The following is a 26,649-nucleotide window of genomic DNA, read 5'->3' as shown; positions in this document are numbered from 1 at the left end:
AATACGATTGCTAGATACCCGACTCATTCGAACCCCGACCGAATTTTCCCGTCGTGGTCGATCAGCGGCAGAGGGTTCGTCACACGTCCGAGCGGGCGCACGCCCGGTCCCAGGCCGGTCGCGCCGAGGTCGGCGTCCATCGCAGCGGCCAACTCGCTGAGTTGCTTCACGATCTCCGGCTGCGCGCTCGCCACGTTCTTCGCTTCGCCGATGTCGTCGCCGAGATGATAGAGTTCCTGCTTCGCGAGGTGCAGTTTCCACGGCCCGCGCCGCACCGCTTCGAGCGTGAGTCCGCGGAAGTAGTGAAACACGTCGCGGCCCGACTTCGCGCCGGCTTCCGCCGGCCCCAGCAACACGCTGCGAATATCAACGCCGTCGATCTTCCGCTCCGCGGCCGGCTTCGTTCCAGCCAGCGCCGCGAACGTCGGCAGCAGATCCATCATCGACGTGATCGCTGCGCTGCTCGTGCCGGGTGCGATCCGCTTCGGCCACCACGCGATCGTGCAGACCCGCATGCCTCCTTCGAGCGTCGAGCCTTTGCTGCCGCGCAGCGGCACGTTGCTCGACGCTTGCGGGCCGCCGTTGTCGCTCGTGAAGACGACGAGCGTGTTCTCTTCCAAGCCGGCTTCGCGAACCGCATCGAGCACTCGGCCGACGCTCGCGTCGATCTCCATGATCCAATCGCCGTGCAACGTCGATTTCGACTGCTCTGTTTTTGATCGGCCGACGAACTCCGGCGCAGGATAGAACGGGAAGTGAATCGCGCCGTGCGGCAGATACAAAAAGAACGGCCGGTCGCGATGCTCACCTATGAACTTCACGGCTCGCTCGGTGTATCGACCGGTGAACGTCGCTTGTTCGGCGGCCCTCACGCGCGCGAAGACCTTTTCGTTTTCTAATAGCGGCAGCGGCGGCTGGGCGTCGCCGCGCAGGCCGGTCTCGTCGACGGTCGTATTTTTCGCGGCATTAGTCTTTGCATTCGGCTGCTCTTTCGGCAGCGGCGCGCCGAGGTTGCTCTTCGAGCCTTCCGCGGCGAGCCCCATATCGTTCGAGTAAGGGATGCCGAAGTAGCTATCGAACCCTTGCCGCGTCGGCAGAAATTCCGGTTGGTCGCCGAGATGCCACTTGCCGATGCAGGCCGTGTCGTAGCCGGCGCTCTTCAGCACTTCGGCGATCGTCACCTCGTCGGGATTCAGTCCGACGGCCGCGACGGGGAATAGCACGTGCGGCGTCGGCAGCACGCGCTTCGGATAGCAGCCGGTCATCAGCGACGCCCGCGAAGGGGAACAGACCGGCGCGGCATAGTGCGAGGTCAACTTCAGCCCCTCGCGCGCCATCCGGTCGAGATGCGGCGTCGGCACCTTGCCGCCGAACGGGCCGATGTCGGCATAGCCGAGATCATCGATGTTGATGATGATGAAGTTCGGCGACCGCTTGCCGGACGGCTTATCGTCGGCGGCTTCGGTTCGAGGCGCAAGAAAAAGCACGTTCGTTACCACGAGGGCGAACGTGCTTAGAGAGACGAGTCTGCTGAGTTGCATGGTCGCTGCCGCATGGATGGGCCGCACTTCTCATCGTCGGAACGACGAGGCCGAAGCGCGGCCGATTTCGCAGCATCATAAGCTTTCGCCGCGCGGCACTCCACAACGTTCTAGGGCCGCCGCGATCGAAACGCCGTTCGGCTTACCAGCGGCGATTGAACGCTTGTTGCGGTGCGCCGTGGTGGTGTGGGCCGTGATGGCCGTGGTTGCCGAAGTTCGGCGGATACTGATTGCCGACCGGCGGATAGTTGCCGTAGCCGTAGTTCGGCTGCGGAGCGGTTAGACGTCCGGCCAGATAGCCGACGCCGAAGATCGCGCCGCCGATCAAGACTTTCTTCAAGATCGGATTCCCTTGCTGTTGTTGAACCGGATAGCCGACGGGATAGCCCCCTTGGTAATAATCTTGCGCGGCTGCCGGACGAACTCCGACGACGAAGGAAGACAACAACGTCAATCCCAACACGATGCGTTTCATGACAAGCTCCTGCAACTTGCGATCCGGTCTTCCGCTCCCGCGAGCGCTCCGTGAGCGTCGTCGGCGGTCGAACGAAACAGAACCTTTGCAGGTAGCGTGCCGAACGGGAAACGGAATCGGCGAACGAGACGAAAAGCCCGCGATTCCGCGAGAAAACGCCACGGAACTCCCCGCGGAATCACGTCGGCGAAAGCCTACGATCGTTGCGCGGCGCAGTCATTTCAGCGACACGATTCATCGGTCGGACGACAGTGCTCGGCGTTAAGCGTCGTCAGCCACGCTTCGCTTGCGGTTTCGCCGCAATGTCACCAGCGCAATCACCAGCCCGACTGTTACGAAATGCAGCCGGTTTTTCCTCGCGGTCGGATACTCCGCTTCGGCAAGCGCAAGATCGTAGTAGCCGTTGAACATCTCATCTTCGCTCAGCGGACCGGTGCGCACCGTCGCGCCGGGATCGGGGTTCGCCGAGTTCGCGGACGAGTTGTCGTAGTGTGCGATGCAGCGGAGCGTCGTGCCGGCCGGCAAGCGCTTCGGCTCGGCGAGCTCGTAGCGATGCTGCCATTGGAAGTCCCATCGCGGCACGTTCAACAGCGTCTCCATGCTGCCGTCCGGATACGTCGCCTCGTAGCGAAACGATTTTCCGCGCAAGTGCATGTGCGGAAACATCGCCAAGAGGAGCATGTCGCGCTCGATCAAGGCCGTGTGCTCGACCCGATGATCGGCCGTGTGCGGCGGAAGGCAAAGCTGCTCGTCGACCATCAGCCGGGTCGCCGCTTCGCGCGTCACTTCGCGCGGGTCGAGGAACTTCAAACCGAGGCTCGTCCGATCGAACTGCTCGCTCCCGACGGCCGTGTAATGCACGACGAACAACAAATGCCAACCGGCCGGAATGCGTTTCGCCATCCCGTCGGGCAGGCGCATCGCCGGAGTTCCCGCAGCCATCGCCGTCAGGCAATAAGACCCGAGCGAACCTTGTTCGACGACGTCGCTCGAACCGGGCGGACGCAAGAACACGTTGCAATGATGCACGACCGCGCGATTGCTCGGCCGGACTTCGGCCGCCGCGACCCAACGATCTTCCGCGAAGCCCGGATCGACGTCGAAGTATTGGTACTCGATCGTGCCGGTCGCGGGGATCGTGAACGGTTGCGGAATCGCAACGACCGCATCGGGCCGACCGATCGACCAGCCCTCGACCCCGTGCGGCGGCAACGGCGCGAGCCGGCGAAGATCCCCTTTCGGGCAACCGGCGGCGAGCCATTGTCGCAACAGTTGCTTCTCTTCGGAGGTCAAGCTCGCGTCGTTCGCGAAGTGCCCGACGCCGCGCTCCGCGTGCCACGGCGGCATGCGATCCTCGGCCACGACTTCGTCGATCATCGCAGCCCAACCGACGACCTCGTCGTAGTCGACGAGCGACATCGGCGCCGCTTCGCCCGGGCGATGACAGCGAACGCACTTCGCATGCAACAGCGGCGCGATCCGGTCGGCGTACGTCACCTCGACGCGTGCTTGGTCGGGCTCGTGGCGCGTGATCAAACAGCCGACGCTCTTCGTCTCCGGCACGGATACGCTGCGGCCGGCCACTAGTTCTTCCAGCGCACTGCGCAACTCGCCCGACATGGCCGCACCACGATGCACGCCGACTTGGTATTGGTCGTCGATCCGGCCGCGATAGCGCACCGCGCCTGGCGAGTCGACGACGATCACCTCCGGATTACGGACCGCGCCGAAGCGATCGGCAACGCGCTGCGCCGAATCCTTCACTAACGGGATACGGAGTGAATGCGTGCGCACGAACGCGCGCAGATCGGCCGGGCTATCTTGCGGATTGGAATCGACCGCAAGAAACCGCGCACCGCGCGGCTCGAACTCCGCTGCAAGCTCGTTCAGCCGCTCGGCATACAACTTCGACAGCGGACACTCGACCCCGAGAAACACGACGACCAACCATCGCTTCCCGTCGCCGACCTCGAACTTTTGCAATTGCCCGTTGGTGTCGCGAAGCTCGATCTGTGCGGCTACCGCAACCAACTCCGCACTCAGTAGCGACGAGCTTGCGTGCGTGTGCGCAAGCAGCATCGCCGAGAAGGTTACGAGCCAACGAAAGTGCGTCGCGGAGCGGAACATGCGGGCGGCAAGAGCGCGAGAGGTCGAGAGAGATTCCTATCTCAAATCTAGCCCGCGATCCGCACAGCCAGATGTCGCAGAGTCGCAGGTCGCACGACCGCTACGACCCGCACGACGTTACTTACTTTTCTCCGAGCTTCAGCCACACCAATTCGCCGACCGCGATGCGCACATGCGGCTCCGGATCGAACTCGATCTCGAGGCTCCCGTGTCCTCGGCTCCAAACCAGGTTGCTGACGGTGCCGATCTTCTCTTCGCCGCGAAACACCGGATCGCCCAAAGCGGCTTGCGGGCGGAAGTCGCCGAGCTCGCCGTGGCGTCCGATGTGGCCCGGCGTATCTCCGAGATATTTGGAATCGAAACTCTCGACGATCTCGAACTCGAAGCGACCTTTCACCGCCGGCGCCGCCGGTGCCTTCGTAACCTGCTGCGCCAACACCGAGGCAAAACCCCCGATCGCGGCCGCAACCAGACCGGTTGCGACAAACACGAGCGACCACCAGACGCGACGATTGCCGTTCATCATTCCACCTCTTTGTTTGAATCGATTTAACAGAACCTTCGTCCGTATGTCGTTAATAACCACCTTTGCCGATCGCGCCGCCGGCGGCAGCCGGCTTTCCTTCTTTTTCACGACGGCGAAATTCGTCGAGCATTACGGCCGTCGCCGTCGCGCCGCAGCGCGTGCCGCCGAGTTGTCGGACGCGAATCAAACCGTCGAGATCGCGCACTCCGCCGGCCGCCTTCACTTGCACGCGTTCGGAAACGTTGGCGCGCATCAAAGCCAGATCGTGTTCCGTCGCCCCTTGGTAGTTGTAGCTGCCGTCGGCTTGTTTGACGAAGCCGTAGCCGGTCGACGTCTTCACCCAATCGGCTCCGGCCCTGTCGCAGAGCTCGCAGAGCTTGATCTTCAACTCATCGCTCGAAAGGCCCGCGCCACCTTTGGTGAGATAATCGTTCTCGAAGATCACCTTCACCTTCGCGCCCCGGCGATGAGCTTCGTCGCACACGGCGCGCACATCGCGCTCGACATAGTCCCAATCGCCGCCGAGCGCCTTGCCGATATTGATGACCATATCGATCTCGACCGCGCCGTCGAGGCAAGCCGCTTCGGTCTCGAAGCGTTTCACTTCGGTCGTGCTGCTGCCGTGGGGGAAGCCGATCACGCAGCCGACTTTCACGCTCGTTCCGCGCAACAGCTCGACGGCCCGCTTCACGGCATACGGCTTAATGCACACCGAAGCGACTTCGTATTTCGCCGCGACCGCGCAGCCCGCCTCAAGATCGGCATCGGTCATCGTCGGGTGCAATAGCGAATGGTCGATCATGCCGGCGAGGTCTTGATAGGTGATTTCCATCTTGAAGAATCCGTGAGAGGGGAATAAAAGTCGGAAGTGAACGGCAGTAATAAGAACGAGGCGTTATAAGTTTTCCGCACCATGCAGCGCTAGCGCCACCGCACCGAGCGCGCCGGCATGGACGCCCAGCAACGAGCGCTCGATCCGCACATCATCGGGCGGGAACATCCGCACCCGCTCGCGCACGATGCGCCGCAAAGGAGCCAACAGCAGCTCTCCCATTTCGGCCACTCCGCCGCCGACGACGATCAGTTGCGGGTGCAGACACGAAACGACGTTCGCGATGCCGATGCCGAGATACTCCGTCGCCCGCGAGATCGCTTCGGCCGCGCCGGCGTCTCCCGCTTGGGCCGCTTCGGCAAGGGTGCGGGTCGTGACGAGCGAAGGGTTGCCCGCCGTCATCTCATAGAGCTTCGGGGCCTGACCGCCGAGCATCAGGCGCACTCCCTCGGCCGCGATCGCCGGGCCGCTCGCGAGCGCTTCCAAGCAACCTCGATTGCCGCAGCCGCAGAGCGGACCGTCGGGCACGATCGTCTGATGCCCAAGCTCACCGGCAGCGCCGAGCGGACCGAGCCGGAGCTTGCCGTCGATCACGAGCCCGCCGCCGACGCCGGTGCCGAGCGAGAAGAAGGCCATCGTCTTCACGTTCCGCCCATAGCCGAACGTCAGCTCTCCGAGCGTGGCCGCGCGAACATCGTTGAGTAACGAGACCGGACAGTCGAGTCGCTTCGCGAGGATCTCGGCGACCGGCACGTCGCGCCATTGCGTGGGAAGATTCGGAAAGAATTTCGTCACGCCGTGCGCTACATCCACCAGGCCCGGGCAACCGATGCCGACCGCTTCGACGCGCGCCGAAACTCGAACCTTCGCGGCGTGAATCATTCGTTCGACGAGTTGCGCGATCCGCTCGAGCACCGCCGCCGGTCCGGCATGCGACTCGGTGGTGATGCTCGCTTGCTCGACGATCCGGCCGGAAGCGTCGGCCAGGATTCCGCCGATCGTCGTCCCGCCGAGATCGATCCCCGCATAGAGCGGCTTCATGGCAAGCCGCCTTGCGGAATGAAGTTGCGCAGGAAGGTCGCCGACTGCCGGAGCGCCGCCTTGCGCGCGGCGAGCGAATGCTCGTAGCTTCGGTCTTCGACCTCGATGCAGACCGGCCCACGATAGCCGACTTCGCCAAGCACCGCGAAGAACGGCCCCCACTGAACGTCGCCGAGCCCCGGCAATTTCGGGCTGTGATACTCCAGCGGCGTCGCCATGATGCCGACGTCGTTCAACTTGCGGCGATCGACGCGGACATCTTTCGCATGGACGTGAAATAATCGCTCGGCGAACTCGGCGAGCGGCGCCAAGTAGTCCATCTGCTGCCAGATGAAGTGCGACGGATCGAAGTTCAGGCCGAACATCGGGCTCGGAATATCGGCGAACATCCGGCGCCAGATCGCCGGCGACACGGCGAGGTTCTTGCCGCCGGGCCACTCGTCGGCGGTGAACGACATCGGGCAGTTCTCGATGCCGATGCGCACTCCGCATTCCTCGGCCAAGCGAATGAGCGGCTTCCACACCTCGAGAAACAGCGGCCAGTTTTGCTCGACCGAACGGGTCCAGTCGCGGCCGACGAACGTGTTCACGCGATCCAAGCCCAGTGTCGCTGCGGCGCGGATCACTTGCTCCAAATGGCGGCGCGTGAGGCCGGCTTCCGCCGTGTCGGGCGAGAGGACGTTCGGATAATAGCCGAGCGCGCTGATTTCGACTTGCTTCGCGGCACACAGAGCGCGAATCGATTTCGCGCGCGCGGCGTCGAGCGTGGTGACGTCGATGTGCGTTATGCCGGCGTAACGCCGATCGGCCTTACCCGGCGGCCAGCACATCACCTCGACACACTCGAAGCCCGTCGCCGCGGCGAAGTCGATGACTTCTTCCAGCGAGAGCTCCGGCAGAATCGCGCTGACGAATCCCAGCTTCATTTCTCGATCTCCTCTAAGGCGACCCAGCGGCGCTCGCGATGACTGCGCAACACCGCCTCGCACAACACGACTTCGTGATGCCCATCGGCGAACGTAGGAAACGGCGGCGGCAACGAGAAATCGCCCGCGTCGAGGTAGCCGTAAAAAGCTTTGAAGAGTTGCTTAAACGTATCGGGAAACCCTTCGTTGTGTCCGCCCGGATAATCGGTGATGCCTCGCGCCGCGGCGCTCAGCAGCGCGGGATCGCGCAGCAAAAGCTCGTTCGGTCGATCACGCCGGCCGATCCACAGTTCGTTCGGACGCTCACTGTCCCACGCGAGCGACTCTGCGGCCGAGGCGATCTCGAAGCGCAAACAATTCTTGCGCCCCGCCGCGACTTGCGACACCGATACGACGCCGCGAGCTCCGTCGGCAAAGCGGAGCAGGATGCTGCCGTAGTCGTCGGTCGTGATCGGAACCGAACGAACCGCACTCGGGGGTTGTCCGCCGCCGGTGAATGTTTCGACGCTGCCGAGCGGGGCTTGTCGAACCGGGTGAACCGTATGGAGATCGGCACAGACGGCGACGACCTTCTGCTGCAAGATGAACTGCACGAGGTCGAGCCAGTGGGTGCCGATATCGGCCACGGCACGCAGTTCGCCGCCGTCGGCCGCAAGGACCCGCCAGTTGAAATCGGTGTCGTTGAGCAACCAGTCTTGCACGTAGCTGCCGGTCACATGAAACACCCGCCCGGTGCCGCTGCCGGCGACCTGACCCGAGATGCGGGCCGCCGCTTCGTGGCAAAGGGGATAGAAGCGAATGTTGTAGGCCACGCCCGCCGCGAGGCCACTCTGCTGCGCGAGCGCGACGAGCTCGGCGGTCTCGCGCGAGTTCATCGCCAACGGCTTTTCGCACAACACATGTTTGCCGGCCCGTAGCACAGCCGAAGCTTGCTCGAAGTGGAAGCGATTGGGGGTCGTGAGATGCACGACGTCGACTTCGCGATCGGCAAGCACGGCGGCGAAGTCGCGATAACCCTGCGGCAACCCCAAGCGCTCGGCGACGGCTTGCGACTTCTCCGGCGATGAGCCCAAGATGCCGGCGACGTGGACCCCCGCGCGGCGCAAGGCTTCGACATGCACCGGCCCGATGAACCCCGCCCCGACGACGACCGCCGTATGTTGTTTCATCGTTGCTGGCTCGGGCGTTGCTTGGAAGATTGTTCGGAAGCCGCTCGACGAGAATTCCGTCGGAGCGGAAGCGGATCGGTCGTGTTGCTTCCGTTGTGCCGGTCTGCGGTTCGATTGTCAACCGGCCCGACTGTGCCGGCGAAAAAGAGTGGTACGCGCCGCGAAGATGGGTCAGAATACGTTCCCTGCCGCCCTGCTCTCCCGCCTCGAGGTATTCATGCCGCACGTCACGCGCCGTCGCTTTTTCGAAGAATCTTTGTTTGCCGCCGCAGCTGCCGCCACGGCCGCTTCGAGCGCGCAAGCCGCACCCGAGACGACCGCCGCGAAAACGGCGACGGATAAAACTTCTCCGAGCGATGTGTTGCAGCATGCCGTGATCGGCTGCCGCATTCGGGGCAAAGTGCATGCCGCGGAATTCGGCGGGCAGTCGGGCGTGCGGCTCGCCTATGTTTGCGATCCCGATCTTGCGCTCGCCGAGGAACTGGCCGCCGCGATCGAAGCAAAGCAGGGTTACCGGCCGCAAGTCGTGCAAGACTTGCGCCGCATCTTCGACGACAAGCTCGTCGATACGGTCTCGATCGCCGCTCCGAATCATTGGCATGCGCTGGGAGCCATCTGGGCGATGCAAGCCGGCAAGGATGTCTATGTCGAGAAGCCGGTTTGCCATAACGTCGTCGAAGGGCGACGCATGGTGCAGGCCGCGCGAAAGCTGAACCGGATCTGCCAAGGTGGAACGCAAAACCGCTCTTCCGGTCCGTTGAAAGCGGCGCATGAATACGTGCAAGCCGGGAAGCTCGGCGACGTGAAGCTCGCGCGCACGATCATCTACGGGCAACGCGGTTCGATCGGCCCGCGCGGCGCGTGCGAAGTTCCTCCGAAGCTCGACATGAACCTCTGGCTCGGCCCGGCCTTGGTAGAGAAGCCCTCGCGGCCGAAGCTGCACTACGATTGGCATTGGGTGTGGGACACCGGCAACGGCGAGCTCGGCAACAACAACATCCACATGGTCGACATTTGCCGCTGGCTCCTGAAGCTCGACGGCATCGGCGACTCCGCGCTGAGCATCGGCGGACGCCTCGGCTACGAAGATGCCGGCGAAACCCCCAACACACAGATGACCGTGCATCGCTACGGCCCGACGACGATCATCCAGGAAGTGCGTGGGCTCAAGTCGAAGCCGTTCAGCGAGAAGTTCAAATCCGGCTATGTCCTCTACGGCACCGAAGGTTTCATCGCCGATGCGACTCTCTTCGATCCGGCCGGCAACCTCGTCCGGAAGTTCGAAGGGAAAGGGGAGAACCATTTCGCGAACTTCACGCGCGCGGTCCGGAGCCGCAAGCCGACCGACTTGAACGCCGAGATTCTCGAAGGACACCAATCGACGGCACTCTGCCACGTCGCGAACATCTCGCATCGCACCGGCCAAGCGGTTGCGGCGAAGGAGATCGAAGCGTATCTCGGCGGCAAGGAATTCGACCCGGAAACGCGCGCGACGTTCGGGCGGATGCTCGAGCACCTGCGCGACAACGGCGTCGATGCGGAGAAGACGCAACTCACGCTCGGCACGGCGCTCAAGATCGACTCGGCGAAAGAGAAGTTCGTCGACAACTCGGCCGCCGATGCACTGTTGAAGCGCGAATATCGCCGTGGGTTCGCCTTGCCGAGCGAGAGCGAACTGTAAATTTTTTACCTTGAGGCAGCAACGAGATGCGAACCGTTTCCCGGCTGATGCGCTTCGCACTCGGCATATTCGCTGCGTGTGCGGTAGCGCTGTTCTGCGAGGTCGGCTCGGCGCGAGCCGCCGAAGCTGCTGCGTGGCAGCCGGTTCCTTTCTTGCAGCTTCCGGAAGGTTGGACGCTCGGCGCTTGCTCGGCCGTGGCGATCGATAGCCGCGGCGAGATCTTTCTTTTCCACCGCGGCGAGCATCCGGTCATCGTGTGCGATGCCGCAGGAAAAATCGTCCGCTCTTGGGGCGACGGTGCGATCGGCAGCGCCCACGGTCTGCGCATCGACGCAAACGACGATGTTTGGCTGACCGACATCGGGAATCATCGCGTGCTGAAGTTCGACGGTCACGGCAAACTCCTCTTATCGCTCGGCACCGGGAAAGCCGGCGACGGCGCCGACGCATTCAACAAGCCGACCGATGTGGCGTTCGGCTCGCGCGGCGAGTTCTACGTCGCCGATGGTTACGGCAACAGCCGCGTGCTGAAGTTCTCACCGAGCGGTGCTCTGCTGCATACTTGGGGCGCGCTCGGCTCGCAGCGCGGTGAGTTCCGTATTCCACATGCCATCGTGCGCGATCGAAAAGGTCGGCTGCTCGTCGGCGACCGCGAGAACGATCGCATCCAGGTTTTCGACGAAGACGGCAAGCTGCTCGAGGTCTGGTCCGGCTTCGCACCCTACGGGCTCGCACTCGATCGCGAAGGCCGCACCTACGTCGCCGATGGTCGCGCGAACGAAGTCCTGCGTCTCGACGAAGCAGGCCGAGTCGTCGAACGCTTCGGCCGCAAAGGCCGCGCCGCCGGTGAATTCGACATGCCGCACATGCTCGCCTTCGACGCCGCAGGGAATCTCTTCGTCACGGAAATCAACGGCCGCCGCGTGCAGAAGTTCGTCCGCCGCTGACGCGCTGCGCGCATCAATGCACGCGCATGCCCGGCTTCGCTCCGCTGTCGGGCGAGAGCAGGAAGATTTCTTTTCCTTCCGGCCCGCCGCCGCCGGCCGCCGCGACCATCCCTTCGCTCAAGCCGAACTTCATTTGCCGCGGTTGCAGGTTCGCCACGCAGATCACGAGCCGGCCGACGAGGTCTTCCGGCTTGTATGCGCTCTTGATGCCTGCGAAGACGTTGCGTTTGTCGTCGCCGCCGAGGCTCAGCGTGAGTCGCAACAACTTCTTCGCCTCGGGCACATGCTCCGCCGCGACGATCCGCGCCACGCGCAAGTCGACCTTCACGAAGTCGTCGATCGTGCAAGTCGCCGCCAGCGGCTCGGCGGCGAGCGATTCCGGCCCGTCGTTCCATCCGGCGTCGCTAGCCGAAGCAGCGACGACGTTGCCCGTCAGCGGGGCCGCTTCGCCGGCCGAAGCCGGAGCGGCGGCCGTGGTCTTCGGTTCGGCCGAGGCTTTCGCGGCTTCGGCTTCGTGCTTACTTTCTTCGATCATGGCTTGTACCTGTTTCGGGTCGATGCGGTTCATGAGATGTTTGAATTTGCCGAGCGGCGTGCCCACGAGCGGCTGCTGCGATTGTTGCCAGCTCTCGAGCTTATCGTTCAATAGTTCGCTCGTCGCGGCGGCAAGCCGCGGCAAGACGGGCTCCAAATACACGACGAGCTGACGATAGAGATTCAGCGACACCGTGCAAACGTCTTGCACGCGGCGGGTTTGCGCCGGATCGTCTTTCGCCTTCCACGGAGCTTGCTCGTTGACGTAGCCGTTGGCCTTGTCGGCCAAGGCCATGATCGTGCGCATCGCGCGATTGTAGTCGCACGCTTCATACGCTTCGGCGATCTCGGCACCTGCCGCCGCGGCCGCCGTGAACAAGCCGCCGTCGTCGGGATACGTGGGGGACAAGCCGACCGTTTCGACGAACCGCGCCGTGCGGCTCGCAAGGTTCACGATCTTGCCGACCAAGTCGCCATTCACCTTGGCGACGAACTCGTCGAGGTTTAGGTCGAGGTTGTCGAGCTTCGGCGTGAGCTTCGAGGCATAGTAGTAGCGGAGCCAGGCCGGGTCGAGATGATTGAGGTACGCAGCAGCACGAATAAACGTGCCTCGCGCCTTCGACATCTTCTCGCCGTCGACGGTGAGGAAGCCGTGGATATGGACGCGGTGCGGCAACGTATAACCGGCGGTCTTCAGCATCACCGGCCAAAACAACGTGTGGAACCGCGTGATGTCTTTGCCGATGAAGTGGTGGATCTCAACATCCTTATTCTTCCACCAATCGGCGAGCTGCTCACTCTTTCCTTGCGCAGTCTGCTGCTTGCACCATTGCTCCGTGCTCGCGATGTAGCCGATCGGGGCATCGAACCAGACGTACCAATAGTTGCCCGGCGCGTCGGGTATCTCGAAGCCGAAGTATTTCGCCGGCCGCGAGACGTCCCAGTCGTGCAACGGACCGGAAAGAAACGCCGAGGCGAGCCAATCGGCCACGTCTTTGTGCAGACTGTCGGGCCGCTTCGTCCACTCGTCGATGAACGCATGTTCGTCTTCGGTGCGGATGAACCAATGGGTCGAAGGACGCAGCTCCGGCTTCGCGCCGCTGAAGACGCTGTACGGCTCGAGCAACTCCGTCGCGCTATACGTCTCGCCGCACTTCTCGCAGTTGTCGCCGTATTGATCGGGCGACTTACACTTCGGGCACTTTCCTTTCACGAACCGATCGGCAAGAAACGTCTGCTCGATGGGATCGTACAACTGGTCGATGTTTCGCTCGTCGACGAGGCCCGACTTGCGGAACGCACTCCAAAACTCGGCGCACAGCGCGCGATTCTCGTCGCAATGCGTGCTGCCGTAGTTGTCGAACGCGACGTCGAAACCGGCGAAGTCCTTAATGTGGGCCTCGCGCATATCGGCGATCACCGCGTCTTCGCTCCGCTTCTCTTGCCGGGCCCGCAGCATGATCGCGGTGCCGTGCGTATCGTCGGCACAGACGAACACGGCCCGATTGCCGATGAGGCGCTGGAAACGGACCCAAATGTCGGTCTGAATGTACTCGACCAAGTGGCCGATATGGATGTGACCGTTGGCGTAAGGGAGCGCAGCGGTAACGAGAATGCGACGGGATGCCATACGATTTTCGAGCCGAAATGGGGGCAAAACAGGATTGTAGCGGAGCGACCTCGGGTGCGAAACCGAACGAGCCGCAGACACGAACGACGTAAAATCGATTCCATCCGACTTCCATTGTGTCCATTTTATGATACATTTAATTGTGTCTCATTTAGGACACATTACCGCTTTGACAGGCATAACCACTCGATCGGATCGTTAAATCATGGCTTCCGTCTCTAAAGACAACGCCGGATCTCTCGCGGTTCTAAACAAAACGATCCTAGAACTCGGCTTACGCTCGCATGAGTCCGATAAGTCGTTTTTGGACAATGCTTTACAAGCGCTCGCCTCCGGGCTCGCCGCCGACTTTGCAGGGGTCATGCGCAACATCGACGGCCGTTGGTCGACCGTCGCCTCGGTCGGCAATGCCTCGCTGGCCTCGGGCGAGCTGACCGCCGCGTTCCTCGCCGATGCGCTCGACTCCGAGTCGCCGGTGAAAAACGAAGGCTGGATCGCCGCGTCGGTCGATCGCCGGGCCGCGGCCGGCGAAGTCCTCATCGTGCATGCCGCCGACATGGCGCAGGCCGAACGGATGCGAGGGTCCGTCGAACAGGTTCTGCCCTCGTTCGCGCAAGCCGCCGGCTCGGTCCGGTCGGCCGGTCGCGAACATCGCCGCCGGCGCCGTCTCGAAGCGCTCCTCACGATCTCCGGGCAATGGAATCAGACCCAGGAGATGGAGCCGCTCTTGGTGCAGATGGCCGAGGCCGCGACGAAGATGCTCGCAGCCGATCGGGCCAGCATCTTTCTCTGGGACAAACCCAATAAGCTCCTCATCGGCCGGCCGGCGCTCGGCGTCGAAGGGAACGAACTGCGGATACCGGACGACAAGGGAGTCGTCGGCGAAGTGATTCGGATGAAGCAGCCGCGGCGCGTCGACCTGCGGTTCGGCCAAGAGCAGATTGCGCGCGACGTCGACGCGAAGCTCGGCTACAAGACCCGCACGCTGATTTGCGTGCCGCTCGTTTCGCGGCGGGGAGAAATCCTCGGCGCGTTCGAGGTGATCAACAAGCTCGAAGGAGACTTCACCGAAGAAGACGAAACCGCGCTGACGGAGTTCGCCGCGCATGCCGCCACGGCGCTCGAGAACACGCAAGAGCGGGCGCGACTCATGCAGTCGCGCCGACACCTGGCCGACGAAGCGGCCTCGGGCGTGCAGATCGTCGGCGAGTCGCCGGCGATCGAAGCGCTCCGTTCGACGACCGGCCGCGTCGCCGATACAGAGCTCGCGGTGTTGATCCTCGGCGAGAACGGCACCGGGAAGGAAGTCGTGGCGCGGACGATCCACTACTTGAGCCCGCGCCGCGATCAGCCGTTCATCGCCGTCAACTGCGCGGCGATCACCGAGACGTTGCTGGAAAGCGAACTGTTCGGTCATGAAAAAGGAGCCTTCACCGATGCGCATGAGGCGCGGCCCGGCAAGTTCGAGCTGGCCGACGGCGGCACGCTGTTCCTCGACGAAATCGGCGACTTGAGCCTCGGCGGACAAGCGAAACTGCTCCGCGTGTTGGAAGAGAAGGTGGTCGTCCGCGTCGGCGGATCGAAGAGCATTCATACCGATGCGCGCGTCATCGCCGCGACGAATCAGAACCTCGCGGAAATGGTGCGGGCCAAAAAGTTTCGCCAAGATTTGTTCTTTCGACTCAACGTGGTTTCGATCAACTTGCCGGCGCTGCGCGATCGGCCCGGCGACATCACCCTCTTGGCCGAGCACTTTCTGCACGACTTCGCCAAGAAGGCCCGACGCAAGCTGCCGGCGCTTTCGGCAGCGGCGAAGAAGCGACTCGAAGCGCATGCTTGGCCCGGCAACATTCGCGAGCTGCGAAACGCCATGGAACGGCTCGCCTACTTGTGTTCGAGCGATCGGATCGAACCGGAAGATTTGGCATTTATCCTCGCCGCGGCGGGGGAAGTGGCGCCGCCGGTGCCCGACGATCTCTCGTTGGCGGAGGCGACCGATGAATTTCAGAAGACCTATATCAAACGCTCGATCGATCGGACGGGGGGCAACATGAGCGAAGCGGCCGAACGCCTCGGCCTGCATCGCTCGAACTTGTATCGGAAGATGCGACAGCTCGGGATGCCGACGTAGGAGAGGGGTCGGGGGTCAGAGGTCGGGGGTCAGTTGAATCGATAGCCGCGCGGTGAATACCCGCGGTTGCTAACGTAGCAGGCACGTTCCACGTGCCGTCCGCCACGGATGGCTTAGCGCTACGAACAGGCCGGCTCCCCGGGATATACATCCCGGGCTATTGAACGGAGGCTGATTGCGTTGCGAGCGTGGTTCGCGCTTGAGAGGACCTCGTGGCTACGGCACGTGGAACGTGCCTGCTACTTTAATTCAAAGCACGGCCGTGATCGCCTCACTGGCGACTTCAAAAAAGTTCGTGCGTCGTCGCCCGGGTTCGGTCGGGCTTCTTGTCAAACGTTCTCTGCGCAGAGCATTGCACCCGGCCGGCTTCCGCGAGACTGGCTCGCGAGAAGAAGAAGACGCCGCGCGGTTATTACGCCGCCCGGCCGACCGGCGTCGCGAGGGACCGACAGCTAAGTCGATTCCTTCCGGCCGACGGCGGCGACAAGCGGCGCGGCCTCGACCGAAAGCTTCCCATCGCGATTCGTCGTCGCAATGAAGCGACGCGTCGAAACCTCGCAGAGGTCGGAGTCCTGTCTCCGTCACGAACCAGAACATCGCACTTGCGCGCCAGGATTTCAACGCGAAGAACTAGGCCAAAGAAGATTTCCAGCGAACCGTGCGGACTAATCTTTGCGCTTGAATTTCTTCAGGTCGTAGATGTCGCCGGGCTTGAGGACTTGCGGGGCCGGCGGTTCGGCGTCGGCGGCGAGTTTGGCCGATGGCGGGAAGACCGAGACTTCGTTTTGGCCGACCACTTCGAACTGCGAGCCTTGGACGACGATCGCGGTTCCTTCGTCGATCCCGAGGCCGAGCAATTGCGGAAACGTTCGCTTCACCCCTTCCATGTCGGGCTTCCGGTTGCGCTGCGTGAAGTGCTGATCGATGGCCGTGCCCGGCATGAAGTTGAAGCCCCGCTCGTAACCCTCGGCCATCATGATCGTGTTGACGATCGGGCTGCCGCGTACCAAATATTCCCCTTGGATCGTGGCTCCGGCCGAACTGCCGCCGATGGCTCCGCCGCGCGCGAGCACGGCATGGAACTCGTCGTAGCAGGCGGTCCCTTCGTAGGCATCGACGAACCGCCATTGCCGGCCGCCGCCGAACCAGACGCCGCCGCATTCGCGCAACTTCGCGATCAACTCCGGCGAGTTCGCTTCGGCCCGCGTGCGCGCATGCACGATCACGACCTTCTTCGCGCCGGCCTTCATCAGCCAGCCGATATCCCCTTCGTCGGCCGCCGGGTTCTCGCTCGCCGTCGGGATGACGGCGATCACGGCTTTGTCGGCGCCACCGGAGAGCTCGACGAATTTCTTCCGCAAGCTTTCCGACATCCCACCCCCGCCGACGACCAAGAGCGAACCTTTCGGCACGAGCGGCGCCGCGGGCTTCTCCAACGGGAACGACGGCTGCGTGCGCGCGATCGCGGCGCGGGTGAGCGCCGTGAGGTCGTCGCGCATGTGTTGACGGAGGCGAATCGTATTCACCGGCCGATCGGTCGACGCCGCGAGGACGATATTCACGCTTCCCGTGCCGACGGCGCCGAGCATCCGGCCGCGGACGACGAGTGCCGTGTCGTCGTCGAGATCGAAACCGACACGGCCCGGATATCGGTTCATGACCTCGGCGAGATCGGCTTTGCGGGCGGAGACGTCGTCGCCGATTCCGACGATGCAATTCGGCAGCAAGCCGAAGCCGCCGACGATATCGATCCCGGTCTTCGTCTTCTCGGCCGGCGTCTTTTCTGCACTCGTCTTCTCTGCATCCCGCACGCCGACGATCTGCGACAAGGCTTGCGCGCCGCGCAAGTCGCCGCCGACGACGCCGTCGCGATCGAGCAGCGCCTTCAGCTCTTGCAGAAACAGCGGCGCGCCGTAGATCGCGATCAGCTCGCGCACCGAATCGTCGTCGAACCAAACGCCGGTCGCCTTGCGCATTTTTTCCAGGAAGTCGGCGCTTTCGGCATCGGCCCGATTGCGGGCCGTGAGAATCCGCACCTTGGCCCAATCGTGTTTGCGCCACCAGGCATTCGGATGCGCGGCGGCTCCGGCCGGGTCGACGAAGGTCGGCACGACGATGTTCGCCTTCTCACCGCCGGCGAGGGCGAGAAACGCTTCGACGATTTCTTTCGAGTCGCCGCAGCCCCGGCCGAGAAAGAGGGTGCCGCGAATCGGACCGGCCGGATATTTCGGCACCGCGCGATCGGGCACCGCGACCGCTTGCGACTCGACGCGCAGCTCGGCCTGCACCTGCGTCGCGCAACCGATCACGAACACCACGGCCGCAAACGAACCTCGGATGGCATGCATGCTGCGCGTCTCAGTGTTAATAAATTCGGTGTTAATAAATTCGGTAGTGATCATTCAGAACGGTGAGAACGTCGGCGGGTCGAGCTACTCGGCGGCGCGGGCCGCGGTCGTGGTCGTCGGCGCGGCTTTGCTCGGCGCGTTGGTAGGAGACGCGAACGACGTCAGACGCTTCGCTTCCTCCAAGAGGAACTTCGCGTCCATAAACGGATCGGCTCCGGCATCGCGCCAGCGCAGCGCGCCGGCGCGGTCGATGAACACCGTGGCGTGAAGCGGTTGCTTTTCGAAGTCGTCGTAGGCGCGATACTTTTTGAAGAGCGCGAGGTCTTCGTTCGACGTGAGGGCGAACGGATAGCGCTCGGCCGGCTTGAGCGCCGTTTGCGCGGCACGCAACACGGCCGGCGTGTCGGTGCTGACGGCGACGACTTCGATCCCTGCGCTTTCGTAGTCTTTATGGATCGCCGCAAAGGCTTTCAGTTGCTCGGTGCAGTGGAGGCAACCGGTGCCGAGATAGAACAACAGCACGACGTTCCGCCCCCGCACGCTTTCGAGCGAGATCGACTTCCCGTCGAGCGTCGTCAGGGCGAACTGCGGCGCGGCCGGCGCTTCCCAATGGATCGGCCCGAGCGAGTCGAGCGCGGGTCGCACACCGATGTCCTTGCCGGGCGGCGCCGGGGTGCGCCAATCGGCCGGCCATTTCAATTCCGCCGCCAGCGGCTTCAAGCGTTCGAGCGGCGGCGTGTCGAGATCGGCCTTGCCGGCGAGCGTGCGCAGTTCGGCGAACAGCTTCTTCGCCTCGTCCGCTTTGCCGCACTTCCATAACACGTAAACCAAATTCGCCTCCGGCACGACCTGGGCTTTGCCCGAAGCGGCTGCGCTGCGGGCCAGCTTCTCGGCTTCGTCTTTCTTCCCTGCCGCGAGGTTGACGCGCGAGAGCAGCTCGCCCCCCGTGGTGCCGGCTTTCTTGAGTTGCTCGATCGCGTCGGGGTAGCGCTCGTCGCGGATCGCGGCATGGGCCCGCATGTCGGCGAGCGCCGCTTCCACCAGCGAGATTTGTGCGCGGAGCGGGTTCATCGCATCGTTGCGGGCCTTCGTGATCTTGTCTTGCGGCTCTTTCTTTTGCTTCGCCGCGGCCTCGGCTTTGTCGCCAGCTTCCTGTTGCGCTTTTTGATCGCGGACGAGCATAGCATCGAGCTCGGCGGCGTATTTCTTGCCGCGCGTGATGTCGCCGGTTTCGTTCGCGGCGACTCCCAACGTCCGGAGCCGCTTCACTTGCTCGCGCGGGACGTCGGTCGCTTCCAGATACGGCGTGTCGGCCAGCGCAATGAGATCGGTCCAAAGTTCGTAGCGCTGCAGCACGTCCATCACGCGGGCCCGCCCATACTGCGACGAGCCCCCTCGGCCGATCGTGTTGTACTTCGGATGACGGGGCATCTCGCTCAGGTTCTTCGCCAGCTCGACGCCGTAGCGCGGGCGACCGGAGAGGCTGAGATCGCGAATGAGCCATTCGTGGTTGTGCGCGTAGTTGTGAATTTGGTCGGGCAAGACGAAGTCGCGCATCATGTAGGCATGGTCGGTGCGCGAGGCGGCTTCTTGTTGCCACGCGGCATCGGCATAGCGCTCGAGCTTCGAGAACGTATGGCCCGGCATGTGCCACATGTGGGCGATGCCGGGAGTGGCTTGCCCGCCGAGAGCCGCCGACTTCAAAGCGCGGCTCGCCTTCTCGTCGTCCCACAGATGGATGCGGTAGTGATGCACCGGATGCATGGGGTTCAGCACGAGGATCTGATCGATTAGCGCGTCGACCGCTTGATGGCTCGAGATCGGCATCGGCCCGCGGTTGTACCAAATCTGGAGGACGAGGAACGCCTTGGCCTCGGCATCGTCCGGGAAGTCTTGCACGAGCCCTTCGAGCGCGCGGATGAGCGCTTGCCGACGGGGCTTGTCTTGCTTCGGGTCGGCCTTGTAGTAAGCGCTCCAGGCATCGATCCACGTTCGTTCGCGCGGACTTGCTTTCTCGCGGCGCTTGACTGCTTCGGCGATGAACTTCTCGGCCCGCTTCAGCGTGTTGATGTTCGCCATCGCCATACCCCAGTAGGCCATCCCGCAATCGGGATCGAGCGCGGCGACTTGGCGGAACGAGCGCTCGGCCTCGAAATACCAGAAGCCGTGGAGTTGGGCGATCCCTTGGTTGAAGAACTTCTGCGCTTGCGGATCTTTCGTCGTGATCGGAAACGAGACGTTCCCCATGCCGTCCATCAGGTACGCGGCCTGGCGCGGACCTTCGTCGAAGGCATCGCCGTGGTAGGAATGGCCGGGCAGGAGCGGAGCCGGCTCTTGCGGAGCGGCTTTGTCGGGCGCGGCGGGTGTCGGCGGTACAGCGGTGCCGTTCGGTGCCGGAGTTTTATTTGGTGCGGGAGTTTTGTTCGGTGCAGCGGCGGGCTTCGTCGCGCTCGGCGTAGGCTGGTTCGGTTTGGGTGCGGCGACGCTCGAGGCTGTTCCGTTAGATGCAGTCCCCTTCGCTACGGGCGGAGCGGCGCTGCGGGCGGCTTCGCCGAATGAGTCTGCGCAAAGAGCCGTCAGCGAGGCAAACAGAAACGGGAACGACGGACGCAGCATGGAGGCTCCTCGCGACGCGACGGGCGACGGCGGATAGGGCGGGCGGTAAGCAGGTGGGCAGCCGAACCGAAGGCATCCAACATCTTCGACCGCGCGAAGAGTCGCGTCAAATGGTTTTCGGAGAAGGAGCGGAAAGGCAAAAGTACGGGTTGGGCAGACCTTGCCGCTGCCGGTCGTGCAGTTGCTTGTCGTGCCGCCGTGCGACGCTTTTCCTGGGGCTCACTCTAGGTTGCTGAAGTCGGGCCCGTTGCGGAAGTCGCCCTTGAGGTCGTTGAGCGAAGTACCCGTCGGTGGGGCATTCGTGTGCTCCATGATCTTGCGCGTTTTGCGGTCGCCGCGCATCGTGGCCCAGCCGACCGCCCCGAGCGCTAAAGCGCCGAGCAAGATCAGGCCACTGACGTACCAATCGAACGAGCCGGCCTTCTCGTCCTTCGCTTGATAGCGATAGAGGGTCTTGCCGATCAGCAGCGGCGCTTTCTGCGCGAGCGGCTTGATCCCCTTCGATTGCTCTTTGTCGGTCGCATCGCGATCGTAGACGAAGCCGGTGAGGAAGGTGCCGGGAATGCGCACCTCGACATGGATATCGTCTCCTTCGGGGAATCCGGGAGGAAGCTCCAAGAGATCGAAGATCAACGGGTTGTCGCGCGAGTCGGCCGTGAAGATCGCGACTTCGTAGTAGTGGTCGATCCCGAAGCGGCGATGGATATCCGGATAGGGGACGCGAACGAGCGTGGCACGCCGCGCGGTGCCGGTGAGCGCCGTGAGTTTGCCGTGCATCGACTTGGCGCTGTTGAACAACGGCACGACGGAATAGTTTTCCGTCGTGAGGTCCAACAGTTCGCCGAACTCCGCGCGCTTCATCGCGGCCATGAGTTGAAAAAAGCATTCGCGCTCGTTCGCTAAGTCGGAAGCGGTGAGTCGGACGTCATCGAATAGACCATAGTCCATGCCGAGCTTGCCGAGCGGCGTGTCGGGATGCCACGCCGGGCGATACGTCACGAGGAGCGGTTGCTCGCCCGGCTTCTCGCCGAGGCTCTTGAGGAAGAGCCCGGCGACGGTCACGCGCTCGTCGACCTTAAGCACCTCGCCGACCTTCAACGGCTGCTCCGCGAGATTGCGATGCAGCGCGAGCAACGCCTCGGGCATGCGCAGCGCCACGACCGTGACCGGAGCATGGGCTTCGCCGAATTCGATCGTGCAGCGATAGAAGAAGCGGCGGATATCGTTGGCCGGCAGCTTCGGCGGCTCTTCTTTGAGGCGCGCGATGACGTCGGCATAGACTCGTTCGATTTCGGCGTCGGTGAATTCGTCGACCGTGATCGATTTCAAACGTCCTTCGAGTTCCCACAGCTTGCCGCGCGCGGGTCCGGCCGCGAACGCGCTCGGCTGCTTCGCCTTCGCTTTCAGGTCTTCGATGTCCGCGGGTTTGAATTGCCGGATCGAAGAAAACAGCCCGACGAGCGGTTGCCGTTCGACCCCGGCGAGTGGGCGGCCGTCGAGGAATTTGCCGAGCAGAATGTCGTCGATGCCCGTGCTGAAAAGCAATTGCCCAAGCTCGTCGTCGGCGGCCGGCTCTTTCGCTTTCGGCGGCGCCGCCATCGGGCCCCCGAGCGATGGAAGCTTCAACTCGACGGTCGGCACCGGTTCATTGGTCGTAGCGGCCGGCTTCGTCGCTTCGGGCTTCGCGGCTTCAGGCTTCGTTGCCGACGGGGCCGGCGTTGCAGGAGCCGTAGCTGAAGGAGTCGGCGCGGTAGCCGTAGGGGCCGGCTTCGCGGGCTCCTGCCCCTTTGCGATCGGTAAGGAATCACACGCCACGACGACCAGCATCGCACCAAGCAGCGTCATGCTAAGCCGTGCCGGGCCGGAACTGTTTCGTACGACGATCTGCGACCGAGAGAACCAACGATGAAGGCGAATCATGGGTCGATCTTTAGCTTGTTGAGATTCTGCGGAGCTTGAGCCGCTTCGGCGGCACGACGTGCGCGGCCGACGATCGGACCGTTGCGATCCAAGACCGAACTGCGCGACAAACGAAACGACCAGACGGCCAACACGATCATCAACACGATTCCTAGGCCGAGCAGCGGCATCATCCATTTGACCGGCAGCCCTTTCGGCAAGCCGGGGATATCGGCCATCGCGGCATCGCCGGCTTGCGCGATCTGCTCCTGCGGAGCGGCTTGCGGAGTCCAGCGCAAAGTCTTCGCCAACACCAGCGGCGCCGAGCGAAACACCTCTTTCTTCGTGCGCGCATCCGGCTCGCCCGGGTAGCCGAGGCGCTTGTAATAGAAACCGGTCGCCTCGACATACTGGGCAGAGTTGCCGCCGACGGGATAATCTCGCGGCATCTCCAGGCAATCGATCGCGATCGGCAGCCGCCCGCCGGTCGGTTCGATCCAGACCTCGTAGAACTTCTTAATTCCTTGCGGGTTCTCGTTCGCCGGCTGCGGCACGATCCTCCGCACGATACCGGCCACGGTCACGATCTCGCCGCGGTAGTCGTCCGTTTGCTCGAAGAGTTGGCGGAAGTTGCGTCGACCGGACGAGGCTAAGTCGATATCGCGCTCGTCGGCCCCTTCGAGCGTCTTCAACAACGTGAAGAAACTCTTCTGTTCTTCGAAGCGATGCACCGCGTCGTCTTCGAGCGTAGTGAACAGCTTAGGGTCGACGTTGTGAAACAGCCGCTTCCCTTCGACCGGGTTCTCCGGGCGCGGACCGACCGCTTTCACTTCCCCCGGCCGCACGACGGCCGCCGGCTTTTCGACGGCGTTGTCTTTGAAGTTGCCGTCGGCCAAGGCGACCTGCACCTCGCCCCGTTGCCCGAACATGCGGGAAAACTTCGCCGGATCGCCGCCGCGCACCAACCACAACCCGCCGGCGAGCACGAACAACCCGATGATCCAGGGGCGTTGAAACTTGTGCCCGAGATAGTTCGTGGGTCGGCTGGCGGCTCGGCCTTCTTTCGTACGGAAATTAAGCACGACGGTCCCTTTGGGAAAACAGTCCTTGGGCGAAAGAACACGCTCCCTGTCAAAACTGCGACTCGGCCGGCAATCTTGCGAGGAATCAGTGTTATTCTATAGGACGACCTGGAGGAGGAAACGCGAAAACGGTACGGCAGGCGCCTAAATCGTGCGGGCGCTTACGGTAAGAGCCGGTTCGCGGCAGGCCGGGCCGGTTTATTCCCGCCGCGGGCGAATTGTCCGGCGGGGAATAAACTTCGCCCCCCGGCCCGAATAGCCCGCTGCCCCCATACGATCGACGCACGCATCCCCCGCTTCGAGCCCGACTTCCGCAAGCCCGACGGCTCGACCGACCGGAGAATCGCGACTTGGCACTAGCACAGGCGGAGTTCAATCGGCTGATCGGCGAGCACGGCGATGCATTGTATCGCACCGCCTATCGGCTGATGGGGGACGCGCATGCCGCCGAGGATGTCGTGCAGGAAACGTTTCGTTCGGTCTGGAAAAGCCGCGAGCGCTACGAAGCCGACCGTGGCGACCGCGCCTGGCTGATGTCGATCCTCCGCCGACGGGCCGTCGATCGCTGGCGACGTCGCGACTCGGGCGAACGAACCGGCGGCGACGAACTGGACACGCTCGCCGTTCACGATGCCGATCCGATCGACGACCAATACACCGACGACATGCAACATGCGCTCGAACGACTCCATGCCGACTTGCGCGAGACGTTGCTCCTCGTCGTCGTCGGCGAACTGACGCATCAAGAGACCGCCGACCTGCTGGGCATTCCGATCGGCACGGTTCTGTCGCGCGTCAGTCGGGCCCGCAACCGCTTGCGCGAGTTGCTGCAAGCCGCGCACAAGCACTCCGTTTAACCGCTTCCTTCGTACCTCGATTCTTCAGTAAACCGAATTATCATGCCGGCCGAACCTCGATCCGACGACCAACTCGACGCGCTGCTGCGCCAAGTGCGCGTGCCGCGTGCGTGGCACGCGCGGTTGTCGAGCATCGTCGATGAGGTCGACCCGCTCGAACGGCAACTGCTCGCCGTGCCCGTGCCGGGCGGGCTGCACGCGCGGCTCGGGGCCGTCGTCGCCGAAGAGCAAGCGGCGACTGCGGCAGCGCAAGCCGGCGAGGCTGCGTTCGACGCTCGTCTGCGCGCCGTGACGATCCCTTGGGGCTTGCACTATCGCTTGCGGTCGATCGCCGCGCGCCGGCCGATCGCCGTGCGGCGCATGCTCACGATGGCGGCGCTGTTTCTGTTGTTGGCTACTTGGGAAGCGGCTCTCTTCGTCGCCCACTACGGGAGCCTGTTCGGCACTCGGCTCGGCCCTGCTCCGTTCATCGCTTCGAGCGTGGTCGACGTCTCGCCGCGAGAGCAAGGGGTCGAAGAGTTGCATGTGCCGAAGCGTGCGACTCCGAACGAATATCGGGATATTTCCCCCGTTGCGATCGCTGCGTCGAGCCCGCTGACGGCGACCGCCGCCGAGCCGATCGAAACGGAATACACCCGGATTCGCGATGCCGATCGGCGTCGACTTTCGGCCGCCCGCTCGGGTCGGGCCGATATCTTTCAATCGGTCGCTTGGGCGATGGGGACCTTGCCCGACGCCGGCGATGTGCGCGGCGCGCGCCCTGCGGACACGCTCCCCGACTTGGCCCGCCCTGCCCTGCGCAAACCGCGCGGGATCGATGCGCGGCTCAATGCCGGCGACCGAAAGTTCTTGCTCGACTACGGCATCTTCCCGTCGGTGTCGACGCGCGAGTTCCCGACTTCGATCGTGCCGCTGTCGCACGACACGGCCGGCTACGAAGCGGTCCGCGCTGCGCTCGCCGCCGGCGAATGGCCGACGTTCGATCAAGCGCGACCGGAAGACTTCCTCGCAGCGGTCGACTTCGGCTACGGTCGACCCAGCGATAAGTCCGCGCGGTTATACGTCGCCGGCGCCATCGCTCCTTGGAGCCCGACCGGTGCGGCGGCACAAGCTCCGGCGACTCCGAACCCGATGCCGGTGAACCCGGCCGACCCGGAACGGATCAGTCGGCTGTTGCAACTGTCGGTGCAGGCCCGCGAGTTGCCGGCTGCGGCGCGCAAGCCGATGCACCTGACGATCGGCATCGACGTGACCGAAAGTATGCGCGTCGGCGGCAAGCTGGCGATGGCGAAGCGGGCGTTGAAGACGCTCATCGAAAGCCTGAGCGCTACGGATCGGTTGACGCTCGTCGCGCTGGGGGGAGCGAATCCCGTCGTCGTCGAAGATGCCGGCCGAGCCGAGCTCGAGCAACTATTGGCGGCAGTCGATTGGCTGCACGCCGACGGCGGAGGAAACCTCGCGGAAGGAGTTCTCCAGACGATCGCCGTCGCCGGACGACGAGAGCCGCCGAAGAACATGGAGCGGCGCGTCGTCGTCGTGAGCGACGCCTTGGACGAGACCAACGCCGACGGAATTTATCTCGTCGAGCAACTCCTCAAGACTTCGGCTGCGCGGCAGCTCGGCTTCGATCTGATCGACGTGCGCAATGAGCCCGAGGCCACGGCCTGGGACGGGCTCGTCCGGCGGCGAAGCGGTCGGGTCTTTGCGGCCGACACCGGCGAACGGATGCGGAGCGCCTTGCTCGAAGCCCTCGGAGGCCGGAGCCAGACGGTCGCCAAACGGGCCTCGCTCACGGTGACCTTCAACCCGCAAACCGTCGTCGCCTATCGCTTGGTCGGGCACGAACCGACGGCCGTGACGGGGCTCGCCCCCCATCCCGTCGAGATCGATCTGAACGCCGGTCAGACGGGAACCTTGCTCTATGAGGTGCAATTCAACGGGGGGAAAGATCCGTTGGCGGCGACCGCCGTGCTGCGCTGGCAAGACCCCGCGGACGGCTCGGCGCAAGAGGCGACCCAGAAAATCACCCGCGCGATGCTCGGGGGAACGTTCGATAAATCCCCGCCGCAATTGCAACTGGCGACGATCGCCACGGCCGTCGCGGCCCGCCTGCGAAACTCGCCGTGGGGCGATAACGTCGCGCCGGACGAGGTGCTACAATGGGCCGTTCGTTTGGAAAGAACGGGAATCGTGCGCGGAGCCGCTCCGTGGCGCGAACTGGTTCTCCAGATGCAACGCTTACCGGCCCGACGCGCTCCGACACGGGGAATTCGTTAGATGCACAAGT

The 26,649-nt window shown here is 63.6% G+C and carries 18 protein-coding genes; 5 read left to right on the top strand and 13 right to left on the bottom strand.

Annotation, left to right across the window (positions count from 1 at the left end; translation table 11 throughout):
• Positions 1 to 23: 23 nt before the first annotated feature.
• The 8 genes from K8U03_02240 to K8U03_02205 form a co-directional block, all read right to left on the bottom strand.
• Positions 24 to 1,541, bottom strand: a complete 1,518-nt coding sequence (locus tag K8U03_02240) for a sulfatase (protein ID MCE9603702.1) — start codon at positions 1,539 to 1,541, stop codon at positions 24 to 26.
• Between the two features lie 142 nt (positions 1,542 to 1,683).
• On the bottom strand, positions 1,684 to 2,016 hold the full coding sequence (locus K8U03_02235; protein ID MCE9603701.1) for a hypothetical protein: 333 nt from the start codon (positions 2,014 to 2,016) through the stop codon (positions 1,684 to 1,686).
• A 261-nt stretch (positions 2,017 to 2,277) separates the two neighbouring features.
• A complete protein-coding gene (locus K8U03_02230; protein MCE9603700.1) occupies positions 2,278 to 4,143 on the bottom strand; it encodes a redoxin domain-containing protein in 1,866 nt (621 codons plus the stop codon).
• A 121-nt stretch (positions 4,144 to 4,264) separates the two neighbouring features.
• On the bottom strand, positions 4,265 to 4,666 hold the full coding sequence (locus K8U03_02225) for a hypothetical protein (GenBank protein MCE9603699.1): 402 nt from the start codon (positions 4,664 to 4,666) through the stop codon (positions 4,265 to 4,267).
• A gap of 52 nt (positions 4,667 to 4,718) precedes the next feature.
• Positions 4,719 to 5,501 carry a deoxyribose-phosphate aldolase gene (gene deoC / locus K8U03_02220; GenBank protein MCE9603698.1) on the bottom strand — a complete coding sequence of 261 codons (783 nt, stop codon included), beginning with the start codon at positions 5,499 to 5,501 and terminating at the stop codon, positions 4,719 to 4,721.
• Between the two features lie 63 nt (positions 5,502 to 5,564).
• On the bottom strand, positions 5,565 to 6,542 hold the full coding sequence (locus K8U03_02215) for an ROK family protein (GenBank protein MCE9603697.1): 978 nt from the start codon (positions 6,540 to 6,542) through the stop codon (positions 5,565 to 5,567).
• Positions 6,539 to 7,468, bottom strand: coding sequence for a sugar phosphate isomerase/epimerase (locus K8U03_02210; protein ID MCE9603696.1), 930 nt, complete (start codon positions 7,466 to 7,468; stop codon positions 6,539 to 6,541). Before K8U03_02210 ends, K8U03_02215 begins: the two co-directional genes overlap by 4 nt.
• Positions 7,465 to 8,637 (bottom strand): Gfo/Idh/MocA family oxidoreductase, encoded by a 1,173-nt coding sequence (locus K8U03_02205; GenBank protein MCE9603695.1) that lies wholly within the window; start codon positions 8,635 to 8,637, stop codon positions 7,465 to 7,467. The genes K8U03_02210 and K8U03_02205 overlap by 4 nt, the downstream gene beginning before the upstream one ends.
• 217 nt (positions 8,638 to 8,854) lie before the next feature.
• Between K8U03_02205 and K8U03_02200 the strand changes: the two genes are divergently transcribed.
• Together K8U03_02200 and K8U03_02195 are read left to right on the top strand one after the other, a co-directional pair.
• Positions 8,855 to 10,318 carry a Gfo/Idh/MocA family oxidoreductase gene (locus K8U03_02200; GenBank protein ID MCE9603694.1) on the top strand — a complete coding sequence of 488 codons (1,464 nt, stop codon included), beginning with the start codon at positions 8,855 to 8,857 and terminating at the stop codon, positions 10,316 to 10,318.
• Positions 10,319 to 10,344: 26 nt separating this feature from the next.
• On the top strand, positions 10,345 to 11,265 hold the full coding sequence (locus K8U03_02195; protein MCE9603693.1) for a peptidyl-alpha-hydroxyglycine alpha-amidating lyase family protein: 921 nt from the start codon (positions 10,345 to 10,347) through the stop codon (positions 11,263 to 11,265).
• Between the two features lie 13 nt (positions 11,266 to 11,278).
• Here K8U03_02195 and metG read toward each other — a convergent pair whose 3' ends face one another.
• Positions 11,279 to 13,429, bottom strand: coding sequence for a methionine--tRNA ligase (gene metG, locus K8U03_02190; protein MCE9603692.1), 2,151 nt, complete (start codon positions 13,427 to 13,429; stop codon positions 11,279 to 11,281).
• Positions 13,430 to 13,634: 205 nt separating this feature from the next.
• On the opposite strand from metG, the gene K8U03_02185 reads away from it, so the two are divergent.
• Positions 13,635 to 15,560, top strand: coding sequence for a sigma-54-dependent Fis family transcriptional regulator (locus tag K8U03_02185; GenBank protein MCE9603691.1), 1,926 nt, complete (start codon positions 13,635 to 13,637; stop codon positions 15,558 to 15,560).
• A gap of 665 nt (positions 15,561 to 16,225) precedes the next feature.
• Here the strand turns inward: K8U03_02185 and K8U03_02180 are convergent.
• From K8U03_02180 to K8U03_02165, 4 genes are all read right to left on the bottom strand, one after another.
• Complete coding sequence (locus K8U03_02180; protein ID MCE9603690.1) at positions 16,226 to 17,908, bottom strand: Type 1 glutamine amidotransferase-like domain-containing protein; 1,683 nt, start codon at positions 17,906 to 17,908, stop codon at positions 16,226 to 16,228.
• 84 nt (positions 17,909 to 17,992) lie between these two features.
• Complete coding sequence (locus K8U03_02175) at positions 17,993 to 20,524, bottom strand: redoxin domain-containing protein (protein ID MCE9603689.1); 2,532 nt, start codon at positions 20,522 to 20,524, stop codon at positions 17,993 to 17,995.
• 219 nt (positions 20,525 to 20,743) lie between these two features.
• Positions 20,744 to 22,444 carry a hypothetical protein gene (locus tag K8U03_02170; GenBank protein MCE9603688.1) on the bottom strand — a complete coding sequence of 567 codons (1,701 nt, stop codon included), beginning with the start codon at positions 22,442 to 22,444 and terminating at the stop codon, positions 20,744 to 20,746.
• Complete coding sequence (locus K8U03_02165; GenBank protein MCE9603687.1) at positions 22,441 to 23,505, bottom strand: hypothetical protein; 1,065 nt, start codon at positions 23,503 to 23,505, stop codon at positions 22,441 to 22,443. Before K8U03_02165 ends, K8U03_02170 begins: the two co-directional genes overlap by 4 nt.
• Positions 23,506 to 23,855: 350 nt before the next feature.
• Here K8U03_02165 and K8U03_02160 point away from each other — a divergent pair, with 350 nt between their 5' ends.
• The gene (locus K8U03_02160) at positions 23,856 to 24,362 is read left to right on the top strand and encodes an RNA polymerase sigma factor (protein ID MCE9603686.1); all 507 of its coding nucleotides are present in this window, start codon (positions 23,856 to 23,858) and stop codon (positions 24,360 to 24,362) included.
• Positions 24,363 to 24,404: 42 nt separating this feature from the next.
• Positions 24,405 to 26,639 (top strand): VWA domain-containing protein, encoded by a 2,235-nt coding sequence (locus tag K8U03_02155; GenBank protein MCE9603685.1) that lies wholly within the window; start codon positions 24,405 to 24,407, stop codon positions 26,637 to 26,639.
• Positions 26,640 to 26,649 lie beyond the last annotated feature (10 nt).

Source organism: Planctomycetia bacterium, from assembly GCA_021413845.1.
GTDB lineage: Bacteria > Planctomycetota > Planctomycetia > Pirellulales > PNKZ01 > PNKZ01.
Note: the sequence above shows the minus strand (reverse complement) of the source record. Positions and strands in the feature narration are given on the sequence as shown.